Below are 15915 nucleotides of genomic sequence, written 5' to 3'. Positions count from 1 at the left end.
ACAGACTGGGACCCATGCGAATCGTGGTTCTGGCCGGAGGAATCGGCGGGGCGCGCTTTCTGCGCGGCCTGCTGGCAGCGGCGCCGGAGGCGGAGATCACCGTCATCGGCAACACCGGAGACGACATCCATCTGTTCGGCTTGAAGGTCTGCCCCGACCTCGACACCGTGATGTACACCCTGGGCGGCGGCATCCACGAGGAGCAGGGCTGGGGCCGGTCAGACGAGACCTTCACCGTGAAGGAGGAGCTGGCCGCGTACGGCGTGGGACCCGAGTGGTTCGGTCTGGGCGACCGGGACTTCGCGACCCACATCGTGCGCACCCAGATGCTCGCCGCCGGCTATCCGCTCAGCGCCGTCACCGAGGCGCTGTGCGCCCGCTGGAAGCCGGGCGTCCGGCTGATCCCGATGTCGGACGACCGGGTCGAGACCCACGTCCTGGTCGAGACCGACGGCGAGCGCAAGGCGATCCACTTCCAGGAGTACTGGGTGCGGCTGCGCGCCGCGGTCCCCGCGCATGCCGTCGTGCCCGTCGGGGCCGAGGCGGCCAAGCCCGCGCCCGGGGTCCTCGAAGCGATCGGCGCGGCCGATGTCATCGTCTTCCCGCCGTCCAACCCGGTGGTGAGCATCGGCACGATCCTGGCCGTGCCCGGGGTGCGCGAGGCCATCGCCGAGGCCGGGGTGCCGGTGGTCGGACTGTCGCCGATCATCGGCGACGCGCCCGTGCGCGGTATGGCGGACAAGGTGCTCGCCGCGGTCGGCGTGGAGTCCACGGCCGCCGCGGTCGCCGCGCACTACGGCTCGGGCCTGCTGGACGGCTGGCTGGTCGACACCGTCGACGAGGGCGCCGTCACGCAGATCGAGGCGGCCGGCATCCGCTGCCGGGCCGTCCCGCTGCTGATGACCGACCTGGACGCCACCACGCGGATGGCGCGAGAGGCGCTGGCGCTCGCGGAAGAGGTACGGGCATGAGCGGGGCACGCTTCGAGGTCTTCGCCCCGGAGGGCATCGGCGAGGTCCAGCCCGGCGCGGACATCGCCAAGCTGATCGCCGCCACCGGGGTCGAACTGGCCGACGGCGACGTGCTGCTGGTCACGTCCAAGATAGTCAGCAAGGCCGAGGGCCGCCTCGTGCACGCCGACGACCGGGAGGCCGCGATCGACGCCGAGGCCGTACGGCTGGTGGCGCGTCGCGGGCCGACGAGGATCGTCGAGACCCGGCACGGCTTCGTCATGGCCGCGGCCGGCGTGGACGCCTCCAACACCGCGCCCGGCACCGTGCTGCTTCTCCCCGAGGACCCCGACGCCTCCGCCCGCAGGATCAGGGCCGGGCTGCGCCAGGACCTCGGCGTCAACGTCGGGGTCGTCGTCACCGACACCTTCGGGCGGCCCTGGCGCGAAGGGCTCACCGACGTGGCGATCGGCGCCGCGGGCGTCCACGTCCTCGACGACCTGCGCGGCGGCCAGGACTCGCACGGCAACCCGCTGAACGTGACGGTGACCGCCACGGCCGACGAGCTGGCCGCGGCCGGCGACCTCGCCAAGGGCAAAGCCGCCGGCCGTCCGGTCGCGGTCGTCCGCGGCCTGCCCGGCCTGGTCCTCCCGCCGGACGCCGGCGAGGCGGCCGACAGCGGGGCCAGACCCCTGTTGCGCAGGGCCGCCGACGACATGTTCCGGCTCGGCACGTCGGAGGCCGTAAGGGAGGCGGTGTCGCTGCGGCGAACGGTGCGCGACTTCACCGACGAGCCGGTGGACCCCGCGGCCGTACGGCGGGCGGTCGCCCTCGCGGTGACCGCGCCGGCGCCGCACCACACCACGCCGTGGCGCTTCGTGCTGCTGGAGACGCCCGCGGTGCGCGAGCGGCTGCTCGACGCCATGCGCGACGCCTGGGCGGCGGACCTGCGGCGGGACGGCTTCTCCGAGGAGAGCGTCGCCAAGCGGCTGCGGCGCGGCGACGTCCTGCGCAAGGCGCCCTACCTCGCCGTGCCCTGCCTGGTCGCCGACGGCGCCCACCCCTACCCCGACGCCCGGCGGGCCGCGGCGGAACGCGAGATGTTCGTCGTCGCCACCGGCGCCGGCGTGCAGAACTTCCTCGTCGCACTGGCCGGCGAGCAGCTCGGCTCCGCCTGGGTGTCGTCCACGATGTTCTGCCGCGACGAGGTCCGCTCGGTCCTCGACCTCCCGGCGAACTGGGACCCCATGGGCGCGGTCGCCATCGGCCGCCCATCCGCCACTCCCCCGGCCCGCCCCCCGCGCGGGGCGGAGGCCTTCATCGCGGTGCGGTAGCCCTTCGGGGCGGCGCCGCGGGTCCCGGCGCAGGCCACGGGGGGCGGGCAGCGACGGCTGCGGACGACCCTCCGCCCCGCGACTGCGGGACAGCCCTCAGGAGTGGCGCGTCGGCGGGTTCGGGGCCAGCCGGGGGCCGCGGCGGGGCGGGCTCGGGGCGGCCAGCAGGATCAGCCGGGTGGCCCGGTGGCGCTGGCCCGCGTACGGGGCGAGCAGGTCGAGCATCGTGGCGTCGTCGGAGCGCCGGGCGCCGGTCAGCGCGTAGCCGACGTGGTGCGGCAGGTGCAGATCGCCGACCGTGACCGCGTCCGGGGCGCCGTGGCTGCGCTGGAGCGTCTCCGCGGCCGTCCACGGGCCGATGCCGGGCACGCTCTGCAGCCGGGTGCCGGCCTCCTGCGCGGGCAGCGACGCCAGCGCGTCGAGCCTGCCGCCGAGGCGTACCGCCCGCATGACCGTGGACGCCCGCTTGTCGTCCACCCCGGCGCAGTGCCAGTCCCACGACGGCACCCGCGCCCAGCCGCGCGCGTCCGGCATCACCCGCATACGCCCCGCGGGCCCCGGCGCCGGCTCCCCGTGCTGGAGCAGCAGCAACCGCCACGCGCGGTACGCCTCCGCCGTGGTCACCTTCTGTTCGAGCACCGACGGGATCAGCGACTCCAGTACGAGCCCGGTCCTGGTCAGCCGCAGGCCCGGATGGCGCCGGTGCGCCTCGTGCACGACCCGGTGCCGCGGGGTGAAGGCCGACGGGTCGTCGTCACCGCCCATCAGCGCGGGCAGCGCGTCGAGCAGCCACTGCGCACCGGGCCCCCACGCCTCGGCCTCCAGAGCCGCCGCGCTGCCCCGCAGCCGCAGTGTGCCGGCGCCGTCGGGCGTACGGCTGGCCCGCCACACCGTGCCGTCGGCGTCGATACGGAACGCCGGGTCGCCCGGGCCCCGGCGCAGCGGCAGGAGCGTCCGGCGGACGTCGAGCGGGCCCCGCGGGGTCCAGGTGCGGATACGCCCCCGCTCCGGCCTGGGGGCGGGGACTGCGCCGGTGGGCAGCGGTCGGGGTGAGGGCACCCGCCCGAGGGTAGCCGCCGCGGGGCCGCAGCACGGCCGGTAGCCTGGCCGGCGTGACCTCACCCGCCCAGGACACCCCCGCCGGCCTGCTCGCCACCGCCCTGCGCGCCGACCCCGGGCGGCCGCTGATCACCTTCTACGACGACGCCACGGGCGAACGCGTCGAGCTGTCGGTGGCCACCGTCGCGAACTGGGTCGCCAAGACCTCGAACCTGCTCCAGGACGAGTTGGGGGCGCAGCCCGGCGACCGGCTCGCGCTGCTGCTGCCCGCCCACTGGCAGACGGCGGTGTGGCTGCTGGCCTGCTTCTCCACCGGCGTGGTGGCCGAACCGGGCGGCGACCCCGCCGGCGCCGACCTCGTCGTCAGCGGGCCCGACACGCTGGAGCAGGCGCTGGTCTGCGGCGGCGAGCGCGTGGCGCTGGCGCTGCGCCCGCTCGGCGGTCGCTTCCCGCAGGCGCCCGCCGGCTTCGTCGACTACGCCGTCGAGGTGCCTGGGCAGGGCGACCGCTTCGTGCCGTACGCGCCCGTCGGCGCGGGCTCGCCGGCGATCAGGCTCCCCGGCGAGGGCGCCTTGACCGGCGGGGCGGTCGTGGAGCGGGCCGTCGCCTCCGCCGAGGAGTACGGGCTCGCGCCGGGGGCGCGGGTGCTGTCGCGGCTGTCCTTCGACGCGTGGCCCGGCCTGGCGGCCGGCCTCCTCGCGCCGCTCGCCGTCGGGGGGTCCGTCGTCCTCTGCCGTAACGCCGCCGCTTTGAGCCCGGAACAACTCGCTGCGCGCGAGGCGACAGAACGGGTCACCCTGACCCTCTGACCCGCACCCCGGGCGGGTGCCCTCCCTGTTGCGTTCACAGTTGCGGCCCCGCCGTGGCGGGGCGCGCAGTTCCCCGCGCCCCTTTTAGCCTGCGTCCTCCTACGCCCAGCGTTCGCCCCTGCCAGGGGCGTGCCCTTCTGCGCAGGAGGGCACGCGTTTTTCAGGGGCGCGGGGAACCGCGCGCCCCGCCGGAGAGGCGGGGAAGAAAGCAACGCACCGCAAGGGGCAATCACCCAGGGGCGCCTGGGGGTACCCCCAGGCGAAGCGCTGGGGGAGAACGGAGCGAGAAGCCACCCACACAGCGCAACTGTGGAGTCCGTAACAGCGCCCCGCGGGGGAGAGGCAACCAAGCGGCGGATTCGACTGTCTGAACGAGTGGCGTACGGGCACACGAGCCCGGGGGTGCGCAGGGATGAGGGATGGGCGGAGACGTGACGTCAACAGAGCCTCCGGAGGAGGACCGTACGGATCCGGCGCCGCCGCGCCGGAATTACCGGTGGCTCAAGGTGCTGGCGGCGGTCACCGCCCTGGTGGTGCTGGCTCTCGCCGGCGGCATCTGGTACCTGTACCAGCGGCTGGACGGGAACATCACCACGGACACGGCGACCGAGACGCAGCTGAAGGTGCACGCGTCTGAGCGGCCGACGCAGGGCCCGACGTCGGCGGAGAACATCCTGCTGCTCGGCTCGGACAACCGCGGCGACGGCAACGAGAAGTACGGCGAGGACAGCGGCACGCAGCGTTCGGACACCGCGATCCTGCTGCACCTGGCCGCGGACCGGCACAGTGCGACGGCGATGAGTATTCCGCGCGACCTGATGGCTCATGTGCCGAGCTGCGACAAGCCGAACGGTGGCAAGACCGAGGCGAAGCTGGAGCAGTTCAACTGGGCCTTCCAGTTCGGCGGAGCCGCGTGCACGATCCGTACGGTCGAGAACATGACCGGGATCCGGATCGACCACCACCTGATCGTGGACTTCTCGGGGTTCAAGAAGATCGTGAACGCGATCAACGGCGTCGACGTGTGCCTGGCGGAGCCGGTGCACGACACGAAGGCGCATCTCGACCTGCCGGCGGGGCGGCAGACGCTGAACGGCGAGCAGGCACTGGGCTATGTGCGGGCCAGGCACGGCTTCGGCGACGGCAGCGACACGGAGCGGATGGACCGCCAGCAGGGCTTCCTGGGCTCGCTGTTCTCCAAGGTCAGCAGCAACGGCGTGCTGCTCAACCCGACGAAGGTCTACCCGGTGCTGTCGGCCGCGACGTCGTCGCTGACCGCGGATCCCGGCCTGGACTCGCTCAGCGAGCTGTACGCCCTGGCGCGTGACATCCAGCGGATACCCGCGGGGCAGCTGCGCTTCCTGACGGTGCCGCGCGAGCAGTACACGCTGGACCGCAACCGTGACCAGCTGGTGCAGCCCGAGGCGGACCGGCTCTTCGCGGCGCTGCGTGACGACGTGCAGGTCACGGTGACGCCGGACGGGAAGCCGGACAGCGGGAAGCCTGGTTCGACCGGCACTCCGGCCCCGGGCGGCACGCCCACCGGGAACGGCGGGCCGAGCAGTCCGGCGCCCGTCTACCGGGGGACGACCGCTGATGCCGACATCTGCGGCAAAGCCTGATGAACTAAGGTGAGCGGTCGGCCGGCCGTGGATGGAGGACCCGATCGACCGTGGACGCGGAGGAGCCCGGGTACGTCGACCCGGCTGACCAGTGGGTGCTCGACCCGGTAACCGGACTGTACGAGCTGCGCCTTGACGCGCCGTCGGAGCCGGTGCCGGTCGCTGCGCCCGCGCCGGCCGAGCCCGTGGCGCACAGGCCCGCCCGGTCCGCCGCGGTACGTGCTCCGGCCGGCCGCGGGGGCCACGGCGGGCGGCGGGCCGCCGCTCCCGCGGCGGGGTCGCGCCGCCGCAAGGCCAAGCCGCGCAGGCCGCCCGCCCTGGTGTGGGCAGTGGGCGCGACCTGCGCCGTGCTGGTCGCCGGTGTGATCGCGGGGATCGCCGTGCTGCGGCAGGGCGACGGGCCGACCATCCACACCGTGGACATCGGCGCGGCCGGCAGCAAGGACCCGGTCCACACCGGTGCGATGAACATCCTGGTGCTCAGCAGCAAGCCGACGGACACCGCCGTGCTGCTGCACCTCGCCGCGGACCGCGGCAACTCCACGGCGCTGGGCATTCCGCCGGCGCTGGTGACGGACATCCCGGACTGCCCCGCCGGGGGCGGCACGGTGAAGGGCACGAAGGAGCAGCCGTTCTCCGCCGCGCTGGCCGGGCGCGGCCCGGGCTGTGCGCTGCGAGTGGCCAAGCAGCTGACCGGGCTGCCCGTGGACCATGTCGTGATGGTCGACTACGCGGCGGCGCGGGCCGCTTCGGCGGAGGTCGGGGCGGCGGACCTGTGTGTCGACCGCACGCTGGCCGACCCGCGGACGCTGACGGCGCTGGCTCGTACCGCCCCTGCCGCGCTCACCACCGACGCCCCGCTGGGCAGCGTGGAGGCGTTGGGCGCGCTGGCCGACGCGATGGGCGCGGCCGATCCGAAGCACGTCACCTTTGTGACGGTGCCGGTGGCCGACCGGGCGAAGGCCTCGCAGCTCTACGCCCTGATGGCGAACGACGTGAATCTGTCGCCCGACCACCCGCCCGCGGCCGATCCGAAGCTGGTCGGCCCGAAGGCGACCCCGCACAACACCCGGGTGGAGGTCTACAACGGCACGGGGGTCTTCGGCGCCTCGCAGGACGTGCTCACCTGGCTGCAGAACAGCCAGGGCGTCAACCGGTCGACCAACGGCGGCGACGCCCATGGCAGGGCGCCGAAGACGACTCTGCGATATGCGCCGAACCAGGCCGACCAGGCCCGCTCGCTGGCCGCGATGATGGGCCTGCCCGCGTCCGCGCTGATCCCCGGCACGATGGACGCGGCGCCCAGGGCGAACATGACGCTCACCTTGGGCGCGGACTTCACCGCGCCCGGCGTCCGGGTGGGGCCGCCCACCGCGCCGCCCAAGGGCGTGGCACTGACACCCGCCTCCGGCGTCCGCTGCTGACCCGCCGCAGCGCACGCGTACAAACGTGCGGATTTGGGTACCGGCGGCAAAGTACGGTGAAAAGCCGCTGAAAAACCCCGTCAATTCCGGTGGGAGTCGCGGCTCTTTGTCCGCTTGCAAGGAGGGTGAATCCACCGGGATCACCCCTCCCTGCCGCCTCGGGCGACTACTGTAAGCGATTCGGCGGTTACCGGACGGAGGGCCCGAGGGACCGTGGACACGCAAGGCCGAGACGACATCGATCCGGCAGACCAGTGGGTCATCGACCCGGCGACCGGCGCCTACCGGCTGCGCCGGCAACCGGAGAAGGACCCGGCGCGGAGGGCCGGCCTGCCGCGGCAGGCCGGCCCCGCTCCCGCCGCCCCCGCGACCGTGCCGCCGCCCAGGACCCCCCGTACACCCGGTGCGGAAGGTCCCGCGGCGCGCAGGAAGGGGCGGCCGCCGGGCAGGGGGCCGTCCCGGCGCAGGAAGGCGCTGCTGTGGACGGCGGGCTCCATGGGCCTGGTCCTGGTCGCCGTCGGCGTCGGCGGCTACCTGGTCTACGAGCACTTCAACGGCAATCTCACCACCGTGGACGTCGGCGACGCGGGCAGCAAGGACGTCCTCGGCGACGGCCCGCTCAACCTGCTGGTCATCGGCACCGACAGCCGCCAGGGCATGGGCGACGCCTATGGCGACGCGGACAACGTCGGGCATGCCGACACCACAATCCTCTTCCATGTGTCGGCCGACCGCGGCAATGCCACGGCGATGAGCATCCCGCGCGACATCGTCACGAGCATCCCGGCCTGCCCGACCAGGCAGCAGGACGGCACCACGACCACGATCCCCGGCATCCCCGCCGGACTGACCACGCCGAAGTTCAACGAGAGCCTGGGCGTCGGCGGGCGCGACCCGGGCTGCACCATGCGGGCGGTGACCGCGCTGACCGGGATCCCGGTGGACCACTTCATGATGGTGGACTTCGAGGCGGTCAAGGAGCTGTCGACGGCGGTCGGCGGGGTCGACGTGTGCCTGGCCAGGCCGCTGGTCGACCCCAAGTCGCATCTCGACCTGAGCGCGGGGCCGCACCGGATCGAGGGCGAGCAGGCGCTGCAGTTCGTCAGGACCCGGCACGCGCTGCGCAACCAGAGCGACCTGGACCGGATCAAGCTGCAGCAGCGCTTCCTCGGCGCGATGATCCGCAAGATCAAGTCCAGCGGCACCCTGACCAATCCGGGGAAGCTCTTCTCGCTGGCCGACGTGGCCACCCGGGCGCTCACCGTGGACAGCGCGATCGGCAGCGTCTCGAAGCTGACCAGCCTGGCCAAGGACCTCAGCAAGGTCGACGCCAAGCACATCACCTTCACCACCCTGCCGGTGGTCGACAACCCCAACGAGAAGGTCCATGCCACGGTCGTGGTCGACCAGGCCAGGGCGCAGCGGCTGTTCACCATGATCAAGGACGACGTCCCGCTCAGCGGGCGCAGGAAGCGGCCGCGCAGCGACGCCCTGCTGCGCGGCCCGAGGGCCGCGCCCGCCGACGTCCGGGTGCGGGTCTACAACGGCAGCGGCATCCTCGGCGCGGCCCGCGGCACGGTGGCCTGGCTGCACGGCACCGAGGGCGTCGGCAGCCCCGCCAACGGCGGCAACGCCCCTGCCCCGGCGGCGCGCACCACCCTGATCTACGCCCCGGAGCAGGCCGACCAGGCCCGGGCACTGGCCGCGATGCTCGGGCTGCCGGGCTCGGCCCTCAGGCCGTCGCCGGGAGCAGGCAGCACGGCGGCCACGGGCCCGGGGGGCACAGCCGACACGGGGGCCATGGCGCTCACCCTGGGCGCCGACTTCACCCGGGCCGGCGTCCCGGTCGCGGACCCCGATGCGGCCCCCGACGGCCTGGACCGGACAGAAGCCGACAATTCTTCCTGCGTGAGCTGATTCACGAAACCTCCCCGTGACCCGCGTCGTGTTAAGTCAGGGCCCCTGGATTGCAACTCAGTGCGGCCGACGGCCGTCTGACAGGAGGACGACCGAGATACGGCCGGAGCTGGGGAGGGTTCTTGATGCGGGACGGGGCAACGGGGGGCCAGGGTGCCGCGTCGAACCACGGCGACTTCGGCTGGGACGACGGCCTCTACGGGGACGACGCGCCCTCGTACGCCCCGGGGAGTACGGATCACAAGGGCGGCCAGGTGCCGGGCCCGAGAAGCCCGCACAGCGGCGGTGACGGCCCCGACGCGATACCCGGCGGACCTGGCGCGGGCGGCGCCGAAAGCAGCACCGGGGGGCACGGCGGCGGCCACGGCAGGAGCCGTGCCGCGGGCCAGGGTCCGGGCCAGGGCGGCGGGCACCGCAGGGGCGGGCCGCGGCGGCAGCGCAGCCGCAAGCGCAAGGCGCTGCGCTGGGTTGCGATCGTGGCCGCGGTGGGCGTGCTGGGCACGGCGGGGGCCGCGTTCGGCTACTACGAGTACCTGTCCGGCAAGATCCGCAAGGGTGAGCGGGTCAGCGGCAAGACGACCGTGGCCAAGCCGAAGGCCAACGCCAACGGCACCGCGGCGATGAACATCCTGATCCTCGGCTCCGACAGCCGGCTCAGCGCGGACGACCAGAAGCTCGGCGGCGCCGCGGACAGCGCGGGCGCCCGGGCGGACGTGATCATGATCGCCCACCTGTCCGCGGACCGCAGCAACATGTCGGTGGTCAGCATTCCCCGCGACACCCGGGTGGACATTCCCGAGTGCGAGGACCCCAAGACCCACCACGTCTATCCCAAGACCAACAACATCATCAACTCCTCGCTCGGCCGCGGCGGCCCCGGCTGCACGCTCGCGACCGTGCAGAACCTCACCAACGTCTACATCGACCACTGGCTGATGATCGACTTCTCGGGTGTGGTCAAGATGGCCGACGTGCTCGGCGGCGTGCAGGTGTGCGTCGAGCACAGCGTCTGGGACCGTCCCACCAAGTACATCAAGCACGGCGGGTCCGGGCTGAAGCTGCCCAAGGGCAAGAGCATCATCAAGGACAAGCAGGCGCTGCAGTGGCTGCGCACCCGTGACGCCTTCGGTGACGACTCGGGCCGCGCCAAGGCCCAGCACATGTACATGAGCTCGCTCATCCGCACATTGCGCAGCCAGAACCTCTTCACCAACCCGGCCCGGCTGAACAAGATCGCCACCACCGCGATGGGCGCCTTCGAGGTCTCCGCGGAGATCGGCACCCCGAAGAAGCTCTACGACCTCGGCATGGAGCTGAAGAGCATCTCGCCGTCCCGGATGACGATGCTGACCATGCCGCACGATGCGGACCCGGAGGCACCGAAGGCGCACTACATACCGGCTGAGGACGCCACCACCGTGTGGTCGCTGCTGCGCAACGACGTGGCAATGGACGCGGGCGGCAAGGCGATGGTCCCGGGGGCGGCGGGCGCGACGCCCAAGCCGAGCGCCCCGACGGGCCCGCCCGCCGCGGCCCCCGCGGCGATCCCGGTCACCGTGGTCAACGGCACGGCGGGGACGGCGGAAAAGCAGGCCGTCGGACACCGTGCCACGGACATCGCGACGGCGCTGAAGACCGCGGGCTTCACCAAGGCCGAGCCGAGCCAGACCTCCGTCCCCAGCCCCGGCACCAGCGTGGTCTATCCGACGGCCGCCGGTGACCAGGGCAAGGCGGACGCGACCTCGGTGGCGAAGGCGCTCAAGATCCCGGTGAGCAATGTGAAGCCGTCCACCACCGCGCAGGCCATCACCCTGACGGTCGGCGCCGACTGGAAGCAGGGCACCGACTACAGCGCGACGCTGCCCAAGGCGGGCGGCGTCCCGAAGACCGCGGACGTCGTCAACGGCGCCGACACCACGGGCTGCATGCCGATCCAGCCGATCTACCGCTGGGCGGGCTGACCGGGCCGCACCGCGTACGGGAGAGGGGTCCGCCGGAGCTTCCGGCGGACCCCTCTCCCGTACAGGCAGGCGTGATTACGGGCGTACGGTCACGCGTCGGCCCGGGCCGACTCCTCGGCGCGTGCGGTGACGGCGGGGCGGCGGCTGGCGATGACCGTGCGGGCCAGCGAGCGCGGGCTGGTCAGGAAGCCGTAGCCCCAGCACATGTGCATGGTGGCCAGCGCGAGCGGTATGCGCAGCCGGGCGCCGGCGCCCAGGCCGCGGCCGGCCGGGAGCGAGCCGACGGTGATGGCCGCGAGGTAGGCCGCGGGCACCAGCAGCGCCCACGGCGTCAGCGCGGCGCCGACGACGATGCCCGCGGCATTGGCCAGCACGGCGCCGGGCGCCGCCAGATACCGCAGGTTGACCGAGCCGCGGTGGTAGCGGGTCACCACCCGGCGCCACCGGCCGTAGTCCTTGTACTGCTTGGCGAGAGTGCGCACGCTCGGCCGCGGCCGGTAGGAGACCCTCAGCTCCGGCGAGAACCAGATGAGGTGGCCGGCCTCGCGTATGCGGTAGTTCAGCTCCCAGTCCTGGGCGCGGATGAATTCCACGTTGTAGCCGTCCTGCTGCTCGAGCACCTCGCGGCGGAAGACGCCGAGATAGACGGTGTCGGCCGGGGCGGCGGCGCCACCGGTGTGGAAGGCGGCATTGCCGACGCCGATCTTCGCGGTCATGGCCGCGGCGACGGCTTCCTCCCACGCGTTCTCGCCCTCGGCGTGCATGATGCCGCCGACATTGGCCGCGCCCGTCTCGTCCAGCAGGCGTACGGCGGTGGCGATGTAGTCGGGCGAGAGCATGCCGTGGCCGTCGACGCGCACCACGACCGGGTGGCGGGAGGCCTTGATCGCGGCGTTCAGCGCGGCGGGCGTGCGCCCGGTGGGGTTGGGCACCGTATGGACCCGGGGGTCCTCGGCGACCAGCTCGGCCGCGATCGCGTCGGTGCGGTCCTTCGAGGGACCGAGCGCGATGACGACTTCCAGCTCGCCCGGATAGTCCTGTTCCAGGATGTGCCGGACGGAGTTACGCAGGTGGCGCTCCTCGTTGAGCACCGGCATGATCACGGAGACGGCCGGGAGCGCGGGGTCAGTGGCGGCGTTCATTGCGGCAAACGTTACCGCCAATGGGGGACACCAGCGCGTGGGGGCAAGGCTGACAGTCCTATTTGTCCCTAGCCTGAACGGGTCTTCCTGTCTGTCCACCGCGGAGGGGATCCCGTGCTGCCGACCAGTCGACGTCCAGTCCGCCCACAACGGCCGCAGCCAGGGCGACGGCCGGCGTCGGGGCGGCGGCCGCCCATCCGGCTGAGCACCAGGATCGTCGGCGGGGTCGCGCTGCTGGTGATCACCGCGAGCGGCATCGGCCACGCGGTGGTGACCGGGGTGAACGGGGCGATCGGCCGGGTCGACGCCTTCAGCGGCATGCAGGGCCGCCCCGACGGCGGCAAGGGCACGAATTTCCTGCTGGTGGGGACGGACGGCCGGGACAACCTCACGCCGGACGAGAAGAAGCTTTACCACCTGGGCGGCGCGCCCTGCCACTGCACCGACACGATCATGCTGGTGCACCTGTCGCAGGACCGCTCCCGGGCCAGCGTGGTCAGCATCCCGCGCGACACCTACGTCCTGCTGCCCACCAAGCCCGCGACGGCCGCCCGGAAGGCCGATACGAAGCCCGCCGCAAAAGACGCGAAGGACGCCAAGAACGGCGGGAACGGCGGGAACGGCGGGAACCGCGGGAAGCCCGCCGCGGCGCCCACCCCCGCCACCAAGCCGGCCAAGCTCAACCAGGCCTACGCCCTGGGCGGCCCCCGGCTCACCGTGCAGACGGTCGAGCAGCTGACCGGTGTCCACATCGACCACTACCTGGAGGTGGACTTCACCAGCTTCATGAAGACCGTCGACGTCATCGGCGGCGTCCCCGTCTGCACCTCCCGCCCGCTCAAGGACCCCTACTCGGGCCTGGACCTGCCGGTGGGCACCACGACCCTGAACGGCGGCCAGGCGCTGCAGTACGTACGCTCCCGGCATCTGGACCCGGCCGCCGACCTCGGGCGGATGCAGCGCCAGCAGCGATTCCTCGCCCAGGTCATCCACAAGGTCACCAGCGGCAGCACGCTCTCGGACCCGCTGCGGCTCGGCAAGGCCGCCTCGACCGTGCTCGGCTCGGTCCGCGCCGACCAGGGCCTGGACAGCCACGACATGATCGGCCTCGCCCGCGCCATGAAGGGCTTCTCGCCCGCCTCGTCGGAATTCACCTCGGTGCCGCTGAGCGTGACCAGCTTCAACGTCCCCGGCATCGGCTCCACCGTGAAGTGGGACGCGCTCAAGGCGGGCCGGCTGTGGGCGACCGTCCGCGCCGACAAGCCGCTCACCGCCCCGCGCCCGACCCCCGGCGGCAGCAGCACGCCCGCGGGCGTACAGGTCGCGGTCGACCCGGCGAAGATCCGGGTGAGGGTCGAGAACGGCACCGGGGTCGGCGGGCTGGCCGGCAGCACCCAGCAGGCGCTGCGCGCCACCGGCTTCGCCACCACCGGCGTACCGGCCACCGCGCGCCAGCACGTGCCGCACACCGTCATCCGCTACGACCCGCGCTGGGACGACTCGGCGAAGGCGCTGGCCGTCGCCCTGCCGGGCGCGCAACTGGTGCCCGCGGCCAAGCAGGGGCCGGTGATGCGGGTCACGCTCGGCCCGGACTTCGCCATGGCCAGGGTGAAGCCGGTCACCGCGCCGCTGCCCGACCCGGGCACGCAGCCGGATCAGGGCGCTCTCACCGGCGACCAGGTGGGCTGCCGCTGACGCCCGGACCGGGCAGCGTGCGCCGCCGGCGTCAGTCGTCCAGGCCCTCGGCCGCCCGCTCCCTGCGCAGCTCCAGGATCGCCCGGCGGCGGGCCAGCCGGTGCGTGCGGCGGATCTGCGCCTCCTGCCAGCGGCGCCGGTCCTGCGCGGTCTCCGGCAGGACCGGCGGCACCCGGCGCGGGTGGCCCTCGGCGTCCACGGCGACGAAGACCAGATAGGCGCTCGCGACCTGCTTGGCGGGCCGCCCCGCCTCGTTCCAGCGCTCGGCGACGACCCGGACGCCGACCTCCATGGAGGTCTTCCCGGTCCAGTTGACCTGGGCTTTCACCTGGAGCAGGTCGCCGACCCTGACCGGTTCGAGGAAGGCCATCTCGTCCATCGCTCCGGTCACCGCGGGTCCCTCGGAGTGCCGCCCGGCGACCGCTCCCGCGGCGTCGTCGACCAGTTTCATCACCACGCCGCCGTGGACCGTGCCCAGCAGGTTGGTGTCGTGGGCGCTCATGATGTGCGAGAGCGTGATCCGGGCGGCGGACGTCGGCTTGCCCGGGATCACCGGGACCCGCGCGATGTCCGGCGCTTGGTGGACCTGGGAGGCGGCAGGATCTCCCGGGGTGCCGGAGCCTGCGGATGATTCGATCATGACAGCCACTTTATGTCCGTTACGAAACCGCTGCGGCCCGTGGCCGAATGCATCGGATCTGCTACAGAACCGCCCTGGATTCAAGGTCCCACGCCGCAGCCGGGCACACTGACGGACATGAACGGTTGGAGCGATGACACCGAGCAGCGCAGGCTCTCCGAGCCTCCGCTGCCCCCAGAACTGTCGCCGCGCCGGGCCGCCGCTGCCTCGGGCGGGGTCCCGCCGCAGCCTACTCGCCGCCCCGCGCAGGGCGACCGGCTGCCGGCCGGCGCGATCCCGCAGCCCGGCAGCGGAGGCGACGGCTACGGCCCGCCGACCACCGGCGGACCCGGCAGCGCCGGACCGCACACCCCGCGGACCCCCCGCTGGAGCACCCGCAGGAAGGTCGGCTACACGGCCCTCGGCCTCGTCGTGGTGCTGCTCGTGGTGTCCGTGTCGACGTACTTCTGGGCCGACTCCAAGGTGCGGCGCGAGGTCGACCTGAGCAAGGTCGAGGACCGCCCGGCGGCCGGCAAGGGCACCAACTATCTGATCGTCGGCTCGGACAGCCGTGAGGGGCTGACCAAGCAGGACGAGAAGGACCTGCACACCGGTGCCGCGGCGGGCCAGCGCACGGACTCGATGATGATCCTGCACACCGGCAGCAACGGCACCACGATGATGAGCCTGCCGCGCGACTCCTACGTCACCATCCCGGCCTTCACCGGCCAGCAGTCGCACAAGCGGTACGCGGCATCCACGCACAAGCTGAACCGCGCGTACGCCGACGGCGGCCCCGAGCTGCTGACCAGGACCATCGAGTACAACACCGGCATCCACATCGACCACTACGCCGAGATCGGCTTCGCCGGCTTCGTCAACCTGGTCAACGCGCTCGGCGGTGTGAACATGTGCCTGGACAAGCCGCTGCACGACAAGGCGTCGGGCGCGGACTTCGCCGCCGGCTGCCAGAAGATGAACGGCCAGCAGTCGCTCGCCTTCGTCCGGCAGCGCCACCAGGAGGCCGACCAGGACCTCGGCCGGATGCGCAACCAGCAGAAGTTCCTGTCGACCCTCGCCCACCAGGCGGCGTCGCCCTCGACGGTGCTGAACCCCTTCAAGCTCTACCCGGTGATCGGCTCGGGCCTCGACACGCTCGTCGTGGACAAGAACATGAGCCTGCGCAATCTCCTGTCGATGTTCTGGGCCATGAAGGGCGTCACCGGCGGCAGCGGAAACTCCATCACCGTGCCGATAGCCAACGCCAACTACCAGACCTCCAACGACGGCGACGCCGTCAAGTGGGACATGACGAAGGCGAAGACGCTCTTCGGCGAGCTGATCGACGACGACAAGGTCACCGTGACCAAGTAGCCGCACCGG

General features: G+C 72.9%; 12 protein-coding genes. 9 read left to right on the top strand and 3 right to left on the bottom strand.

Annotation, left to right across the window (positions count from 1 at the left end):
- The first annotated feature begins 14 nt into the window (after window positions 1-14).
- Both cofD and OG900_26160 read left to right on the top strand, forming a co-directional pair.
- A complete protein-coding gene (gene cofD / locus OG900_26165; GenBank protein ID WUH93255.1) occupies window positions 15-971 on the top strand; it encodes a 2-phospho-L-lactate transferase in 957 nt (318 codons plus the stop codon).
- A complete protein-coding gene (locus OG900_26160; protein WUH93254.1) occupies window positions 968-2284 on the top strand; it encodes a coenzyme F420-0:L-glutamate ligase in 1317 nt (438 codons plus the stop codon). The genes cofD and OG900_26160 overlap by 4 nt, the downstream gene beginning before the upstream one ends.
- A gap of 96 nt (window positions 2285-2380) precedes the next feature.
- Here the strand turns inward: OG900_26160 and OG900_26155 are convergent, their stop codons facing one another.
- Window positions 2381-3280: a DNA-3-methyladenine glycosylase 2 family protein gene (locus tag OG900_26155; GenBank protein WUH95930.1), complete on the bottom strand. Its 900-nt coding sequence runs from the start codon at window positions 3278-3280 to the stop codon at window positions 2381-2383.
- 116 nt (window positions 3281-3396) lie between these two features.
- Between OG900_26155 and OG900_26150 the strand changes: the two genes are divergently transcribed.
- The 5 genes from OG900_26150 (at window position 3397) to OG900_26130 (ending at window position 11076) form a co-directional block, all read left to right on the top strand.
- Window positions 3397-4152 (top strand): TIGR03089 family protein, encoded by a 756-nt coding sequence (locus OG900_26150; GenBank protein WUH93253.1) that lies wholly within the window; start codon window positions 3397-3399, stop codon window positions 4150-4152.
- A gap of 431 nt (window positions 4153-4583) precedes the next feature.
- On the top strand, window positions 4584-5774 hold the full coding sequence (locus OG900_26145) for an LCP family protein (protein WUH93252.1): 1191 nt from the start codon (window positions 4584-4586) through the stop codon (window positions 5772-5774).
- Window positions 5775-5824: 50 nt separating this feature from the next.
- On the top strand, window positions 5825-7198 hold the full coding sequence (locus tag OG900_26140; GenBank protein WUH93251.1) for an LCP family protein: 1374 nt from the start codon (window positions 5825-5827) through the stop codon (window positions 7196-7198).
- A 213-nt stretch (window positions 7199-7411) separates the two neighbouring features.
- A complete protein-coding gene (locus OG900_26135; protein WUH93250.1) occupies window positions 7412-9115 on the top strand; it encodes an LCP family protein in 1704 nt (567 codons plus the stop codon).
- A gap of 125 nt (window positions 9116-9240) precedes the next feature.
- Window positions 9241-11076: an LCP family protein gene (locus OG900_26130; GenBank protein ID WUH93249.1), complete on the top strand. Its 1836-nt coding sequence runs from the start codon at window positions 9241-9243 to the stop codon at window positions 11074-11076.
- Between the two features lie 89 nt (window positions 11077-11165).
- On the opposite strand, the gene OG900_26125 is transcribed toward OG900_26130, so the two are convergent.
- Window positions 11166-12218, bottom strand: a complete 1053-nt coding sequence (locus tag OG900_26125; GenBank protein ID WUH93248.1) for a glycosyltransferase family 2 protein — start codon at window positions 12216-12218, stop codon at window positions 11166-11168.
- 201 nt (window positions 12219-12419) lie between these two features.
- On the opposite strand from OG900_26125, the gene OG900_26120 reads away from it, so the two are divergent.
- A complete protein-coding gene (locus tag OG900_26120; protein ID WUH95929.1) occupies window positions 12420-13913 on the top strand; it encodes an LCP family protein in 1494 nt (497 codons plus the stop codon).
- A gap of 31 nt (window positions 13914-13944) precedes the next feature.
- Here OG900_26120 and OG900_26115 read toward each other — a convergent pair whose 3' ends face one another.
- The gene (locus OG900_26115; GenBank protein ID WUH95928.1) at window positions 13945-14415 is read right to left on the bottom strand and encodes an acyl-CoA thioesterase; all 471 of its coding nucleotides are present in this window, start codon (window positions 14413-14415) and stop codon (window positions 13945-13947) included.
- 255 nt (window positions 14416-14670) lie between these two features.
- Between OG900_26115 and OG900_26110 the strand changes: the two genes are divergently transcribed.
- Window positions 14671-15906, top strand: coding sequence for an LCP family protein (locus tag OG900_26110; GenBank protein WUH93247.1), 1236 nt, complete (start codon window positions 14671-14673; stop codon window positions 15904-15906).
- The last annotated feature ends 9 nt before the right edge of the window (window positions 15907-15915 follow it).

Origin of the sequence: Streptomyces sp. NBC_00433 (assembly GCA_036015235.1) — a bacterium.
In the GTDB taxonomy this organism is placed as follows: domain Bacteria; phylum Actinomycetota; class Actinomycetes; order Streptomycetales; family Streptomycetaceae; genus Actinacidiphila.
The sequence above is the reverse complement of the archived record's forward strand: the minus strand, read 5'-3'. Positions and strand labels throughout refer to the sequence as shown.